The sequence below is a fragment of the Streptomyces melanosporofaciens genome, from assembly GCF_900105695.1.
In the GTDB taxonomy this organism is placed as follows: Bacteria; Actinomycetota; Actinomycetes; order Streptomycetales; family Streptomycetaceae; genus Streptomyces; species Streptomyces antimycoticus.
Genome location: NZ_FNST01000002.1, coordinates 66298 through 81101, shown reverse-complemented (window position 1 = coordinate 81101; position 14804 = coordinate 66298). Strand labels below are relative to the sequence as shown.

11 protein-coding genes are annotated in these 14804 nt (G+C 68.7%); 7 read left to right on the top strand and 4 right to left on the bottom strand.

The window, feature by feature from the left end:
- Nucleotides 1–258: 258 nt before the first annotated feature.
- On the top strand, nt 259–975 hold the full coding sequence (locus BLV72_RS03015; RefSeq protein WP_167746285.1) for an HAD family hydrolase: 717 nt from the start codon (nt 259–261) through the stop codon (nt 973–975).
- Nucleotides 976–1392: 417 nt separating this feature from the next.
- Here BLV72_RS03015 and BLV72_RS03010 read toward each other — a convergent pair whose 3' ends face one another.
- The 4 genes from BLV72_RS03010 to BLV72_RS02995 form a co-directional block, all read right to left on the bottom strand.
- Nucleotides 1393–2490, bottom strand: a complete 1098-nt coding sequence (locus tag BLV72_RS03010) for a VOC family protein (RefSeq protein WP_244320617.1) — start codon at nt 2488–2490, stop codon at nt 1393–1395.
- Nucleotides 2491–3352: 862 nt separating this feature from the next.
- The gene (locus tag BLV72_RS03005) at nt 3353–4408 is read right to left on the bottom strand and encodes an ROK family protein (RefSeq protein ID WP_093460133.1); all 1056 of its coding nucleotides are present in this window, start codon (nt 4406–4408) and stop codon (nt 3353–3355) included.
- Complete coding sequence (locus BLV72_RS03000; protein ID WP_093460132.1) at nt 4405–5526, bottom strand: sugar phosphate nucleotidyltransferase; 1122 nt, start codon at nt 5524–5526, stop codon at nt 4405–4407. The genes BLV72_RS03005 and BLV72_RS03000 overlap by 4 nt, the downstream gene beginning before the upstream one ends.
- A gap of 4 nt (nt 5527–5530) precedes the next feature.
- Nucleotides 5531–6772 carry a sedoheptulose 7-phosphate cyclase gene (locus tag BLV72_RS02995; RefSeq protein WP_244320616.1) on the bottom strand — a complete coding sequence of 414 codons (1242 nt, stop codon included), beginning with the start codon at nt 6770–6772 and terminating at the stop codon, nt 5531–5533.
- 1697 nt (nt 6773–8469) lie between these two features.
- Between BLV72_RS02995 and BLV72_RS02990 the strand changes: the two genes are divergently transcribed.
- From BLV72_RS02990 to BLV72_RS47165, 6 genes are all read left to right on the top strand, one after another.
- Nucleotides 8470–9408 carry an SDR family oxidoreductase gene (locus tag BLV72_RS02990; RefSeq protein ID WP_228052439.1) on the top strand — a complete coding sequence of 313 codons (939 nt, stop codon included), beginning with the start codon at nt 8470–8472 and terminating at the stop codon, nt 9406–9408.
- Nucleotides 9409–9501: 93 nt separating this feature from the next.
- Nucleotides 9502–10995: a trehalose-6-phosphate synthase gene (locus tag BLV72_RS02985; RefSeq protein WP_093460128.1), complete on the top strand. Its 1494-nt coding sequence runs from the start codon at nt 9502–9504 to the stop codon at nt 10993–10995.
- 23 nt (nt 10996–11018) lie between these two features.
- Nucleotides 11019–12293, top strand: a complete 1275-nt coding sequence (locus tag BLV72_RS02980) for an aspartate aminotransferase family protein (protein WP_093470107.1) — start codon at nt 11019–11021, stop codon at nt 12291–12293.
- Nucleotides 12290–13291 (top strand): alcohol dehydrogenase catalytic domain-containing protein, encoded by a 1002-nt coding sequence (locus tag BLV72_RS02975; protein ID WP_244320615.1) that lies wholly within the window; start codon nt 12290–12292, stop codon nt 13289–13291. The genes BLV72_RS02980 and BLV72_RS02975 overlap by 4 nt, the downstream gene beginning before the upstream one ends.
- A 163-nt stretch (nt 13292–13454) precedes the next feature.
- Nucleotides 13455–13940: an SPASM domain-containing protein gene (locus BLV72_RS49490; protein ID WP_244320614.1), complete on the top strand. Its 486-nt coding sequence runs from the start codon at nt 13455–13457 to the stop codon at nt 13938–13940.
- 89 nt (nt 13941–14029) lie between these two features.
- A complete protein-coding gene (locus BLV72_RS47165; protein ID WP_143059734.1) occupies nt 14030–14512 on the top strand; it encodes a hypothetical protein in 483 nt (160 codons plus the stop codon).
- Nucleotides 14513–14804: the final 292 nt, after the last annotated feature.

The window sequence follows — 14804 nt, the reverse complement described above, 5'->3', positions numbered from 1 at the left end:
CATGGAGCCTGAAAGGGCCTGCCACGGGGCAGGTAAGTGGGGGAGGTGATGGCCCCGCCCACCAGCCGGCACAGTCGGTGGCGAGTCGGCGCTCGGTGGCGTCCGGCCTCGTCGACGGTCGGCACGTCCCAGGCCACCGCCAGGCTCCGCGGATCTCATGAGGAATCCCGCAGGTCGAGCGAACTGACGGTAGCCCAGTAGCGCCTCGGGCGCATCAGTACCCACTTGAGATCACCTACACAAGAGGATGGTGAACCAGTGAGCGGACCTGGTGAACGAGGAGTCCAGGCGGTCCTCTTCGACTTCGCGGGGACACTGTTCGACGACACGGGCGTGTTCACGGCGTCACGGCTGGTGGCGAAGGCGGGTAACCGCGGCGTCAGGCTTGATGAGCAGGTCGCGGCGACACTGATCCGACGCACATTGGCGTACGTGGACGCGCCGGAGCGCAGCGCGGCGAAGGAGGGATGCGACCTGTCGCCCGACGCGCACCGGCGGATCTGGACCGGGCTGATCGCTGACGCCGGGCCGTTCGAGCCACCGTTGGTGGAGGCGCTCTACGACTGCCTGACCGACAACGACGCCTGGCTCCCGTACCCCGACGCGCTTCCGGTGCTCGAGGCGCTCAGTGCCGCAGGCGTGCCCACGGGCGTGCTGAGCAACATCGGCTGGGATATCCGGCCGGTCTTCGAGCGCACCGGTGTACTGGATCAGCTCGACGCGGTGGTGCTGTCCTGCGAGGTCGGGTTGGCGAAGCCCGACCCTGCCGTCTTCGACGTCGCCTGCGAGCGGCTGGGTCTTCCGGCCGGGCGGGTGCTGTTCGTTGGCGACGATCCGGTCAAGGACGGCGCGGCGGCGCGCGCCGGGTTGCCGGTGTACCTGTTGCCGAGTGAGCGTGACGTGCGCGTGCCCCGGGGGCTGACGGGAGTCCTGCGGCTCGCCGGCGTGGAGAGCGGCCGCGCGGTGGCCGCCTAGTCGGACGCTCCGGCGCCGTGGTGCCACGACGCCGGAGCACCCGCGTGCGGTGCTCTCCGCTTCTGCCCGGCACCCGCCACCCGCTCCATGCCGTCATCGGCTGACACTCCGGGCCCGCTGGTGCCGTGGCACCGGTGTCTGGCGCGCTGGACATGGCGCCGGGCACCGGTCGGTCCCGGTTCGCCGCCCTTGCCGGAGGGGACGGTGGCCTCATCCGGTGAGCTTTCCCTGCACGGGGAGGGCGGCCAGACCTGGCGCTCGTTCCTCCGCCCGCATGTGATGCCGTCGTTGACCGCTGCGACGGGCGGGGGGAGGTACTGGGCGGACCGCTCGACGCGTACTGCCCAGGGCGTTTCCGACTGCTTCAGCCACGGGGGAATGCCCTGCTCAGCAGCCCGATCGGACCACCGACACCCGTCACCGCCGGGGGTGGCGTACGGTCCATGACAGCTCATGCGCGGCCCTGCGCCGGGCAGTGGTGGTGCGTTCGTAGGGCAGTGTGCCGTCCGGCATGCGCACGACCTCCACGTACAGGCCGAAGGGGGCACGTGTGTACACCCATCGGTCGCCGGTGAGCGGCCCCTCATCGATCGTCTCCGGCTGGCCGAGCACGATGCAGCCGTGCTCGGCCAGGTAGGCGGCAGCCACGTCCACGTCGCGGACGTGTAGGGCGAGATGGTTGCCGCCGATGTCGCTGTTGCGCGGAGGGTGTGGGTTGCCGGCCGACATCCCCTCGTAGCAGGCCAGTTCGATGGTATCGGTCGGGCCCATGCCCAGCACGGCCCGCCGCACGGCACCACCGGGTGGCACACCGAGCGCCGCCGCCACGTCCGCGGGAAGGACCTTCTGCTCGTTCCGGTACAGAAGCTCGGCGCCCAGGACGTCCACGAAGAACCGCTCGGCCGCGTTGAGGTCCGCGACGGTTCTGGCGAAGTGGTCGACGCCGAGCGCGCCGGGCAGGCCACGCCGACTCCCCGTGCCGTCGTCCCGGTTGCACCATGGCCCCGGCGGGCGGCGGCGTGGTGTGCCGCCGCCCGTCTCGTACGGCAACACCTCAGGTGCGGACCGCAGTTCGATGGGTGCGTCGAACGGCGAGGACAGTCTCACCCAGTGCGTGCCCGCATCGGGCTGCCCGTCGGGGACACGGCGGACCGGGCCGAGTGGGCTCACCCCCGCTCGGCGCGTGAGTTCGTCGGCGGCCCGTGCCACGTCCATCACGTGCAGCGCGAGGTGTACGTGTCCCGCGTCGTGCGGTGCCCGTGGCGCGGAGGTGTGGTCCGGCGACTGGTAGGCGAACAGTTCGAGGTTGGTGTCGGGTCCCAGGCGGACGAGGGCGATCTCGGCGCTGGCTCGCGGGTGTACGTCGAGGTGTACGCGCATCCAGTCGTCGGCGTGCGCTAACGGCGCGAGGCGGTAGACGAGTTCGCCGCCGAGTGCCGTTACGGCGAAGTCGATCGCGGCGTCCAGGTCGGACACGGTGAAGGCCAGGTGGTCGACTCGTTGGGCGCCGGGCACCCCACGCGGCGGCGGTCCTTGGCCGTCGCCACACGGGGACAAGCCGGCCGCGGCGGAAGCCGGTGCGCACGGGCGGTCGGGGGAGATCACGGGGCTGCCTCCTCAAACTGGGTGATGCGCCGATCGCTGCTGGCCGTCTGTGCGGACCGCGGGGCGTGCAACAGGTTGCGGGCGGCCTCGCGAACCCCACGGACAGGAGCGCGAGGCCGAGGTCGCCGGCCGGCAGGGCGCTTGCTGGGCAGCTGTTCGGGGGCTCTGCTCGCGTACCACCCCGCGGTCCGTGACTCGGGGACCGATAGCGGGTCGGGAGCGCCGGCCGCGCGGGCGATGATCTGTGCCCATGCGTAGTGCGAGACCCGGCCGGATTTCCCGCGGTGCAGTAAGGGCGGCCCTTGAACCGTCAGGAGCGCGCTCGTGACGGCTACCACGTCGTCCACCAGGGCCGGAGTGGTCCAGTGGTCGCGGGTCGCGAGCACCTCGGGCCCGCGACCAATGCGTGCGCGCACCGGGCGAAGAAACACAGCCGGCCTACGGGCGCCGGGTCTGCCGGGCCATGGACAAGGCTGACCCGCAGCACCGTCAGGCCGGCCAGCTGCTGTTCCGACGCGAGCTTGCCCTGCCGTATGCGTTGGCCGGCGCCGTGGGCCTCGCTGGTTCGGGCAGCTCGGGCCCGCACGCGGCCAGTACCCGGGCGAAGCCCCCGGGCCGCCGTCACGTCGAGCCGTTCTCTCCCCCACCAGGTACCCTCGGCGAGGGTGCCGGACCTCGGCCGCGTCCTGTAGATGACCACGACGGTCCCCCCGACGGCGCCGGTCTGTGGCCCACGCGCCGCCGGTGGAGCCGCTGCCGACGATCAGCGTGGTCATGCAGGCGCCTCAAGGGTCCGGGGAGCATCGAGGTGTGCCGCCGCCAACTGGCCGATGCCGATGAGGCAGTGGTCGTCGTCGTTCTCGCCGAGCGCGAGCATGGCACGCGTCCCGTACTCGTCCAAGCCGAAGCAGCCGATCCGCACCAGTTCGTCGCCGAGCAGCGTCAAGAAGGTGTCGCCCACGGCAAGGGCGAAGCCCCCGACGAACAGGTAGCGGCGCACGCCGATCGCGGTGAACAGCAGGCTCACCGCAGACGCGAGGGGTCGCAGCGAGCGGCGCAGCGCCTCCCGCGCGAACGTGTCGCCCGCTCGGGCCGCCGCCGCGAACGCCTCGTTGGTGATGGCGTCGGGCACGCCGCCCGAGGGCCCGGCCAGCGCCGAGCGGGCGAAGGCACCGGTGTCGGCCGCCGCCGCCGCCCGCACCGCGAACAGCGCGCCGCGTCCTGACGCGATCGCCCCGAGGTGGCCGCGCCCTCCGCACTCGCATGGCGCAGCGTCCTCGGCGGGGTCGACGAGCCAGTGGCCGATCTCCCCGCCGTACCCGCGCTCGTCGCAGACGATCTCGCCGTGGCGGAACACCTTGTTCCCGATGCCCGAGCTCACGGTGATCAGGCAGAACGGTTCGGACTCGACCGAGGCGTAGCGCCAGGCCGCCGCGGTCACATCGTTGGCCACGACCACGGGCAGGCCCAGATGCCCTGCCAGCACATCGGCGACAGGCAGCCGCGCGGCGGGTCCACCCCACAGCGTCGGGCCGGCGAGGACAACTCCGTCGGATGTCATCGGCCCGGCGAAGGACACCGCCACGGCCTGAGCGGGTGGTTGACCTGGACGGGCGAGGCTGGCCGCGATCTCCCGCGTGAGCTGCTTCATGACCCGGTCCTGGAGCTCCTGCGGGGCGAGTGTGCCGTACCGGCCGAGCCCGTCGGTGGACACTCGCTGCACGTCACGCACCTCGGAGGTGCCCGCCCTGATCCGGCCCACGCGTAGGGTCGTGCCACCGAGGTCGGCCACCACGAGGTCACACGGCGCGGGTACGAGTGTCGTCATGGCGCGACCTCTTCCTGCGCCGCCTCGCACTGCTGGACAGAGCCGTCTTCCAGCACGATGGCCGACGCCAGGCGTGCCCCGTCGGGCACCTGGGCACCTGGCAGCACGACGCAGTCGGCCACGTGTGCGCCGACACCGATGCGCGCACCCGGGTACACCACACTGTTCACGATCTCGCCGTCGTTCGCCACGTCGGCGGCCACGATGCTGGCGTGCCCGCCGGGCCCGTCCAGGACGAGGCACCGCGGCACTTCGGGGGCGACGGTCAGTGGCATGTCGCTCAAGGCGAGCGTTGGCTCAGCCCGCAGCAGTCCGCGGTGGGCGCGGTGGTAGCGGTCCACGGTGCCGATGTCCTCCCAGTAGCCCTTGACTTCATACCCACGGATGAGTTCGCCGCCTGCCAGCATGGCGGGGATGACGTCCCTGCTGATGTCGTGCTGCCAGTCCGTGCCGCGCAGTTGCTCCAGGTAACGCCGCAGCGTCGCCGCGTCGAAGACGCAGAATGCGGCGAACACCAGGTCACTCGTAGGGTGATGAGGCTTTTCCTCGAAGACTGTGAGTAGGCCGTTCCGGTCGAACTCGACCATGCCGAACAGGTGCACGTATCGCCGTTCGATGCGCTGGTACGAGATGGTCAGCGCGGCCTTGGCCGCGCGGTGCTCGCGGATCATGCGGCCGTAATCGAAACGGTAGACGTGGTCCGCATGGAGCACGAGGATCTCCGAGGCCCCTGCGTCCCCCTGTCCGAAGACGTACTCGGCCTTGCTGAGCAGTGCGTCGGCTGTGCCGCGCTCCACCGGCCACGTACGCTCTGGCACCTGCTCGGGCAGCTTGCCCGGTGAGCTCCGGTACACCGCGTCGTAGGGGCCGAAGTCCACCCGAAAGCCGTGGTGAAGGCCGTTCCACACCAGGTGCAGGTCGTCCATGAGGCGGCGCTCCTCGTACTGGGACAACAGCAGAACATCCCGCAGGCCCGACCGGTGGACGTTGGCGATGCTGAAGTCGATGAGGCGGGAGGTGCCGCCGAAGGGCACCAGTGGCTTGAGCCTGCCGTGTCCCAGCGGCCCCATGCGTCGGCCTTCACCACCCGCCAGCAGTACGGTACGCACTCCATCCATGCCCTCAGACCCCCATATCCACGGGACGGCGCAGCCTCGGCTGCTGCGTTGCCCGCTCACGCTCGCCGAGTGTGAACAGCGCCTCCTCGACCTCCTGTTGGGTGACGTCGTCCACGAACACGGCGTCGCCGATCCCTCGTGGAAGAGGCAGGTGCTGCCGGCCGTCCCGATGCTTGACCGTGTCCGCGAGCGCCCCGCGCATCAGTTCCGGTGTGCACACCGGGTGGAGCACAGGCAGGTGGAGGTCGCGCATGACATCGAGGACACGGTCGAACTCGGCCGCGGTCAGGAGCCCCCGGTGGTGGGCGAGGATCGAGCTGAGGGCCATGTCGACGCAGACGGCCTCGCCGTGCAGCAACTCGGGCAGCGCCGTCATCTCAATGGTCGGTGAGAAGGAGTGCCCGAAATCCACCAGACGCTGCAGATGATCCTCCCAGAGGTTGGGCTGGAGTTCTTCCAGCATGCCCTGGACCGCCCGGCGTAGCACGGTGAGCGCCGCACCGCCGACCGCGTCCTCGCCCAGTTGCATCCGCTGCTCGACCAGGCCCGCGCCGTGCGCCGCCAGCAAATCGAACAGTTCGGCATCCTTGATCAGGGCAATCTTCAGGATCTCCGCGAGGCCATTGCGTAAATGCCGGGCATCGAGCGTGGTGAGGAAACCGGGGTCGATGAGGGTCAGCGACGAGGGGTGATAGGCGCCGAGCCGGTTCTTGTGCTCACGGAAGTTGACGCCCGTCTTGGAGCCGATGCCCGCGTCGATCATCCCGATCAGGGTCGTGGGTATCCGGATGTACGGCGTGGCCCTGCGGTACAGGCTCGCCGCAAGCCCGACGATGTCCGTGAGCACCCCGCCACCCATGGCAAGCACCGGCGCATGGCGCCGCGGCACACCGACGGCGTCCATCGCGTCCACGACCTCGAAGACGGTGTCCATGACCTTCACCGATTCGTGTGCGTCGATGACGCACAGGTGGAACTCCACGTCATGGCCCGCCAGGTAGGCGGTCAGCTGCTCACCGTAGAGGGAGGCCACCGTGGCGTCGATCACGATGAGCTGACGTACCGGCGCTGCACGGGATTTCACGGCGCGGGCGAGCGCTGGGTTCGCTGGATCGAGCAGCTGCGGCTGCACCATGACGTCGTAGCTCACCTCCTTGAGTGCGCTCACCCGCCAGGCTGCGCCGCCCTCCGTCGCGTAGCCGTGCGGACGATTGCCGGGGAGGGAAACATCCTGAGCTCGAGTCATGGTCATCGATCCTCTCGGGGAGGGAGGGGAGAAGGGAGGAGCGGTGGGCACGGGCCGAAGCAGCCGCAGGAGCAGGTCACCGCATGCGGGTCGCGGTGCGCGCGGTGAGGAGACGACTGTTGTCCAGGTGTGCACTGGGCGAACACGACTGTCATGGCGACGAGGTGACGGTACGAGAGGGCGTGGTGGGGGCTTCGGGCGAAGGCGTGACCGGCGGCGGGGGGCGGCCCCGTGGCAACGTGCCAGGGGCGGCACACTCCTGCTGGCGTCGGTCAGGGTTGTGGATGTTCGATCGCGGTGATGGGTGGGCGTTCACCCGCGGACGCGACGCTGCCGCCTGGTCAGGCTTCCTGCGCGCCGTGTCTGCGTCAAGCGGTGGACTACCGGTACGGCATTTCCCCCGCAGCTTCGGGCCAGCCGGTGGTGAGTGATCTAGGTCTTAACGATCTAAGGCCGCGCAGATAACGCTTGTCAAGAGACGCGTATGCCAAGAGACGCGCAGTCCCTTATGTCCATTTTGATTCGAGGTGTCGCCGATGTTGACTGGGGGCATTTTCTGGTCGCCGGTATGTCGTGTGAAGGGGTGTCATATGCGACCTGACAGGGTGAACTCCCATGAACACGAGAAACGCCACCGGGCTGATTGAGCCAAAGAAATCGCATCCTTGACAGCAAGTTGATCGCCGCCTGTAATGAGTGAAGATGTAAGGCGCATGAGTCACTCACGGCAAAGCGTGGAGAAAACATGCTCTCGTGGTACATGACGCACACAGCTCTTGCCGCGCTGGTTACGGGCGCGTAGCGGCGACAATTGGACTGGGCGCAGGAACGGCTTTCGCAGTGCCAACCGCCTGCAACGAACGTTTTGGCTTCTGTAACATTCCCCAGTAGCAGGGCTGACGTGAGAGCGGCAGCGAAAGCTGCTGCCGCTCCGGCGCCAACCTGTGAGAGAGGCGCGCATGTCAGCCAAGTTCTCTTCCACCCCCCAATTTGCAGGGTTGGTGGTGGACAGGCATGTGACAAGGCCTCTTGCGGGGTCAATCGTATGGTGGTGGGCGAGGGGAGCCGCCGTGCGGACGTCGCCGAACCGGCGGTCGTCTCCTCGCGAACGATGGGACCGCATCAGGACTCACTGTGAGGAACGTGGGCTGGCGGGTTTGGTGAAAAGGAGCGGCGGATAAGAGAAGGACCAGGTGCTGTCTCCGCAGGCCAAGTGATAGCACTGAGCAGGATGACCCGGCCGCCGAAATTAGGCATCTCACACTGGTCGACGCCTGCGTCGGCCGATCGCCTGAATCGGCGTGCGGACATCAAGGTCTCTTCCTACTAGGTTGCCACTTCAGGCGGGAGAGGAATCTGAAGCCACACCGGTCGGGCCTCTTCAAGCTGTCGAAGACCCGGCGTTCACGAAAAAGGGCCGCCGGTATCGTCAGGCTGTACCTGGATCCGCCCGGGTGCGCTGTCGTCCTGTCGGTCGACGCGCAAACCAGGTACGGGCACGGAAGACGAACCCACCGATGCTGAACCTTCGCCGCGACCGTGCCGTACCCACGACGGCGACACGACACCACGAATCTGCTCGGCGCGCTCGACGTCGGCACCGGCCGGGGAACCCGCGTGGCCGCGGGCGCGACGCCGCTCACCCGGCCGAAACATGCTCCGCCATGTCCGCCCGCCGCATCAGCTGGAGGAAGTACATGACTGATCTTCGCCCGTCGCCCCTCGCGCCACCCGGGTCGACGGCGGGCGCCCTGCCTGGCCGGGCCCTGGTCATCGGCTCCGGCTACCTCGCCGGGCACATCGCCGTCCGCCTTACCGGGCTCGGCGTCGAGACGGTGCTCAGCTCCCGGAGTGCCCCGGTCCTCCCCGAAAGCTGCGATATGCGCTGGGCCCAGGTCGATGTCACCTCAAGACCGCAGGTGGCCGCCCTGATGGAAGCCATCCAGCCCGACGCCGTTGTGGCCGTACACGGCCCGTCGGACATCACGTGGTGCGAGGCACATCCCGAGAAGGCATACGCCACCCACCACGGCGGCGCCCGCAACATTGCAGCCGCGCTTGACGGTCGGCCCGTCCTGTTGGTGTCGACCGACAACGTCTTCCCCGGCGAGGCGGAGAGCCACGGCGAGTCAGCACAGACCTCCCCGGCCAACGCCTACGGCCGGGCGAAGCTCGCGGCCGAGCGGGAGCTGCTCGCCACCTCCTCCGCCCTTGTCCTGCGGGTGAGTCTGGTCTACGGATGGGAGGACCGCGGTCCACGGCCCAACTTCCTCACCAGCGTCGCTCGTTCACTGATGCGCGGGGAGCGGCTGAGGATCCCCGATGACCACTGGAACACGCCCGTTCTCGTGGAGGACGTGGCCGCGTGGACGGCGACGCTGATGAGTTCCGGCCGAACCGGGACGCTGCACCTCGGCGGGCCGCGCCGCATCGGCCGAGTCGACTGGGCCAGGCACATCGCCCGGCAGCTCGGAGCGAATCCCGCGCTCATCGTGCCGACGCCGCGTGTCGGCACCGCCTACGCCTGTCGGCCGCGCAACGCCTGTCTGCACAGTGAGGTGGCCGCGCAGTTGCCCGAGCTCCAGCGTCACCGTCCGGTCGACGTCCTCGAAGCCACCCACGCCCTGACCTTCTGACGCCACCACCCGCCCTCCTCCGAACTGTATGCGCACGTTCTGTCCATCCTGGCCGGCCCGCTTCCGGCCTCTCGACCCGTGAATGGGGCACCCGTGACCGGATCTGAGATCTTCCTCGCCAGCAAACGTGCGGCGATCACCTATGACACCGACCCCACCACTGGCGAACCTCGTGCCTGGCTGGCCCCTGGCGGCACCGGGAACGTCGTCGCTGAACAGGCCGGTGTCCTCAACATCTCCTGGATAGCCAGCGCCGACTCCGAGGACGACCGCCGCGCCTCGGCGCGCAACCCCGACGGCGTGACCATGGAGCTGCACTCCGGCCGGGAGATCCTGGTCCGGCTCATCAGGCACGACCCCGATGTCTTCCGCAACGTGCAGAACTTCATGACCGCCAACCTGATGTGGGCGGCCAACAACTACGGCTGGGACCGCTGGACCCAGCCGTCGTTCGGCTCCGACGCCCGCGAAGGCTGGGCGGACTTCGGCCGCTTCACGCAGGACTTCGCTGACGCAATCCTCCAGAGCTCGGCCCAGTCGCCGGACCCCGTCTACCTCGTCCATGACTACCAACTCGTCGGGGTCCCCGCGCTGCTGCGCGAAAAGCGGCCGGACGCGCCGATCCTGGTCTTCGTGCACATTCCGTGGCCGTCGGCCGACTACTGGAGGGTGCTGCCCAAGGAGATCCGCACCGGCATCCTCCAGAGCATGCTACCGGCCACCACGATCGGCTTCTTCGCCGACCGTTGGTGTCGCAACTTCCTGGACTGCGTGGCCGATCTCCTGCCCGACTCCCGGATCGACCGCGAGGCGATGACCGTCGAGTGGCGCGGCCACCGCACCCGACTGCGCACCATGCCGCTCGGCTACAGCCCGCTCACCCTCGACGGCCGCGACCCGCAACTGCCCGACGGGACTGAGGAGTGGGCGGAGGGCCACCGGCTGGTGGTGCACAGCGGGCGCACCGACCCGATCAAGAACGCCGAACGCGCGGTGCGCGCCTTCGTCCTGGCCGCCCGGAACGGCGGACTCGAGGGAACCCGCATGCTGGTGCGGATGAATCCCAACCGACTGTACGTGCCGGCCAACGCTGACTACGTACGCCGGGTGGAGGCCGCCGTCACGGAGGCCAACGCCGAGCTGGGCCCCGACACCGTGCGCATAAACAACGACAACGACGTGAACCACACCATCGCGTGTTTCCGCCGGGCGGACCTGCTCATCTTCAACTCCACCGTTGATGGCCAAAACCTCAGCACGTTCGAAGCGCCGCTGGTCAACGAACACGACGCCGACGTCATCCTTTCGGAAGCCTGCGGCGCGGCCGAGGTCCTGGGCGAGTACTGCCGCACCGTCAACCCCTTCGATCTCGTCGAGCAATCCGAGGCTATCTCCGCCGCGCTCACAGCAGAGCCGCAACGGCGGGCAGAGGATGCCGGCCGCCGTCGCGACGCTGCCCGTCCCTGGACCCTCGAAGCCTGGGTGCAGGCCCAATTGGACGGACTCGCCGCCGACCAGGCGGCCCGCACGACAGCCGCTGAGGGCCCCGAGGCCGCGACGGCCGTCTCGGCACGAGCAGACCTCTGACCGCCATGACCACGGAGCGCGCCATGACAACGACAAAACGCCTCCCCACGCCGCAGGAAGCGGCGCAGTACCAGCTCGGCGACATCACGCTGGTAGGCGGTGAGGGCATCCGCGCCTGGGATGCCGAGGGACGTGAATTTCTCGACTGCGTCTCCGGCACCTTCAACCTGCTGCTCGGGCACAACCACCCGGAGGTGATGGCCGCCGTACGGGAACAGACCGAGCGGCTCGTCTTCGCCAGCTCGTCCTTCCAGACCGAACCCACCAACCGGGTCATCCAGGAACTGGCCGCCATCAGCCCGCCCAATCTCACGCGGGTCAACCTGCGCAGCTCCAGCGGCTCCACCGCCAATGAAGGTGCCATCAAGATGGCCCAGCTCCATACCGGCCGCCGCGACGTCATCGTGCCCTTCCGCGCCCACCTCGGCCAGAGCCTTGCGACGGCGAGCCTCAACGGCACCACCAAAATGCGCGCGCCATTCCCGTACCGCTACCCCGGCGGCCTTCATGTACCAGGGCCCTACTGTTTCCGCTGCTTCTACCGTCAGACGCCCGAGAGTTGCGGCATGCTGTGCGTCGACCGCATCGAGGACTTCATCACCTATGCCAGCTCCGGCAGTGTGGCCTGCGTAGTGATCGAGCCGATCAGCGGCGCCGGCGGCAACATCGTCCCGCCCGACGGCTACCTCCAGGAGCTGCGCCGGTTCTGCGACGAGCGCGAGATCGTGCTCATCTTCGACGAGATCCAAACCGGGTTGGGCCGCACCGGACAAATGTTCGCCGCCGACCACTTCGGTGTCCAGCCGCACATGATGACCCTCGCCAAGGGGCTCACCGGCAGCGGCCTCCCGATGGCCGCCATCCTCACCGAGGAACGCATGGCCGACTGGGACCGTAGCCTGCACAGCTTCACCTACGGCAGCCACACCCTGTCGGCTGCGGCCGCCCTGGCCACCCTGGAAATCATCCAGCGCCCCGGCTTCCTGGAGAACGTACGAGCCAGCGGCGACGTGCTCCTCGGCCGACTGCGGGACCTCCAGAAGGACCATCCCGTGATCGGCGACGTCCGAGGGGTCGGCCTGATGATCGGGGTAGAGCTGGTGGAACCCGACGGCACCCAGGCCACCGCCCGAGCCAACGCCTACCAGCGGTCGCTCCAAAGCCACGGCATCCTCACCCGTGTCTCCGAGCATGGAAACGGCAGCACCATCGAGCTGCGCCCACCTCTCATCCTCACACCTGCCGAAGCCCACACAATCGCCGACCGGTTCGGCGAGGCACTGGAGGCCATCGCATGAGAGTGACCTTGGAGGAGGGCGTGCCCCGCCTGCGCCGCTCGCCGCCGCCGCGCCCGCGCGAGGACACCGCTGTACTCGTCGACATCGAACTGGCCGCGCTGTGCCGCTCCGACCTCAAGGAGGTGGCCGGCAGCCGCCACGGTCCCAGCCAGTTCGGACACGAACTCGTCGGCACCATCCGCGAGTCCACTGTCCCCGCACTCGCCGAGGGCACACGCGTCGTCCTCGACCCGAACGTAGTGGTGGGCCGGGGCACCGGGTTCGCCGACCACATGTGGGCGGCGGGGCCGGCTGACCTGCTGCGGCAGGCCCTGCAACCGGTGCCGCACGGTCCGGCCGCCCGTCGCCTGGTCTTTGCCGAGCCGATCGCCTGCGCCCAGCACTGTCTGAGCGCCGTCAAGCGCCAGGTCGGCGACCTGCAGGGTGCTCACCTCATGGTGCTCGGTGCCGGGACCGCCGGGCTTCTCATCGCGGCGCTCGCCGCACGAGCAGGCGCCCAGGTGTCGGTCCACAACCGGAGCCGCGCCCGGATGGATGAGGCCCGCAAGACCGATCTGCTCGACGTACCCTGGCTGCTCTTCGGCGAACCGACCGCAGGCAGGGCCGACGTGGTGGTGGTCGCCACCAGCTTCGTGCTGCCCGCAGGGCTGGACGAGGCGCTACGTCTGGTCGCGCCCGGTGGTCTGGTGCTGCTGTACGGTGGCACCGCGCCAGGCGACCGGCACCCGGGGCTGGATTGCGACCTGGACCACGTGCGGCGCACCGGAACAGTCGCCGCCTGCACCTGGCAGGGCCACTTGCTTCGGGTGGCCGGCAGCTACGGCACGACCCCGCAGGATTTCGCTTCCGCGATCGGCGACCTCACCGACATCGCGGCACCTCTGCGCGCTGAAGCCCTGGTGGCCGACGAAGTGGACCTGCCAGGGCTGCTCGGACTGCTGCGGACCCCGGACGCCCTCGGACCAGGCAAGATCGTCGTCCACCCCGAACCCTCCTGACCGGACGCCCATGACGGCAGGTGCGCCCCCGGCAGCCCCTCTTCCGAGGCTGCTGCGCACCCGGGCACCGCCTGCCATCCGATCACGTGCTCGTCCGCCGGCGCCACATGGACGGCACTGAGAGAGCGAAGCGGACATCTCGAGAGAAAGCCGGGACACCAGGGTGCGTGAAATCCATGGCGTCCCCGCCCTGTGCCATTCACGGGAACAGGCCGAACGGGCCGAACAGGTCAAGGCCAGGGTTGCCGAGTGGCTGAAGCCGAGAGGGCTGGTCTTCAACGAGGACAGGACGCGTGTCGTCCACCTCGAAGAGGGCTGTGACTTCCTCGGCTTCACCATCCGCCGCTATGAGGGCAAGCTGCTGATCAAGCCGAGCCGCGAAGCCGTCAGACGGATCCGGAACAGGCTGCGTGCCGAAGCGCGGTCCCATCGCGGGGCCAATGTTGCTGCGGCGCTGCAACGGCACGCCGACGGGAACGTCAGTCCCTGCGAGTGCTTTCCGAAGTTCATGGTGGGCAACCTGTACCAGTCCTCGACAGTGGACCTGTGGCAGAGCGAACGGTTCCGCCGGGTCCGGTCCATCCTCGCCGAGACCGGCATGACGCCGGTCTGCTCCAAGTGCATTCTTCTCTACCTGAACGGAGTGTGAGCCCCATGAGCCCGCTTCTTCAGGGCCGAGGTCTTGGGGCAGCCGGTGTACGAGCAGTGAGCCACTCTCGCCCGCCCCGCGACGAGGCCGTGTACTTCGGATCCTTCGACGCCGAGCAGCACTGGCACCCCGGCGACCTCGCGACTCTGCCCCAACTGCCCGATCCGATCGCCGACCGTCTCGTGGCCTGCATGGATGAGGCGCTGGTTACCGCTGCCGCTCCGGATGACCCGCTGATCACCCGGAGACCGGTCAGTGAGGTACACCGCCGTGCCCTTGAGGCCGCGGAATTCGGTTGCGTGTATCGCCATACAGGTGGCCCGGACAGCACCGCTGACGTCGAGCACCAGCTTCTTGAGGACCCCGAACTGCAGTCTGAGAGGGGCAAGTTCAGGCGAAAATACGGTCTGTCGAGTTCGGTGACCATCTACTGGAACCGCTCCTTTGCACTGGGCTTCGGAGTCTCCGCCTCGATGTCGACCATCGCTGCGAGCGTCTGGCGGATAGTTTGCCGGAACTGGTTGCGGATCGCCTCGCTGAGCCGTGTGAGGTCGTCACCGAACACGCGATGACCCAATTTGTCCAATGACCAATCGCTCATCTCGTCCCTGACCGACAGCTGCCGGATCGGGGCCCACGAGCCGAGAATCCGGCGGACTTCTGCATGAATCTGCCTGTATTCACGCTGATTTGACGGGGTTGAAGTCCACGCTGCATCACCGACCGGTGGGCCGGCATGTCGAGGTCGTCGGCAGCCAGGGCCCCTGGCCCGAGGATCCTTTGCGGGACGCCGAGGGTCAGGTACACCCGCCGCAGGTTTCGGAAGCCAATTGGCCAATGCCATGGGCTTGTTGAGCAGGGTGC

Coding starts and splice junctions, on each gene's coding strand:
- BLV72_RS03005 (WP_093460133.1), bottom strand. CDS start 4,408: ATGACGACACTCGTACCCGCGCCGTGTGACCTCGTGGTGGCCGACCTC.
- BLV72_RS03000 (WP_093460132.1), bottom strand. CDS start 5,526: ATGGATGGAGTGCGTACCGTACTGCTGGCGGGTGGTGAAGGCCGACGC.
- BLV72_RS02995 (WP_244320616.1), bottom strand. CDS start 6,772: ATGACTCGAGCTCAGGATGTTTCCCTCCCCGGCAATCGTCCGCACGGC.
- BLV72_RS02990 (WP_228052439.1), top strand. CDS start 8,470: ATGACTGATCTTCGCCCGTCGCCCCTCGCGCCACCCGGGTCGACGGCG.
- BLV72_RS02980 (WP_093470107.1), top strand. CDS start 11,019: ATGACAACGACAAAACGCCTCCCCACGCCGCAGGAAGCGGCGCAGTAC.
- BLV72_RS02975 (WP_244320615.1), top strand. CDS start 12,290: ATGAGAGTGACCTTGGAGGAGGGCGTGCCCCGCCTGCGCCGCTCGCCG.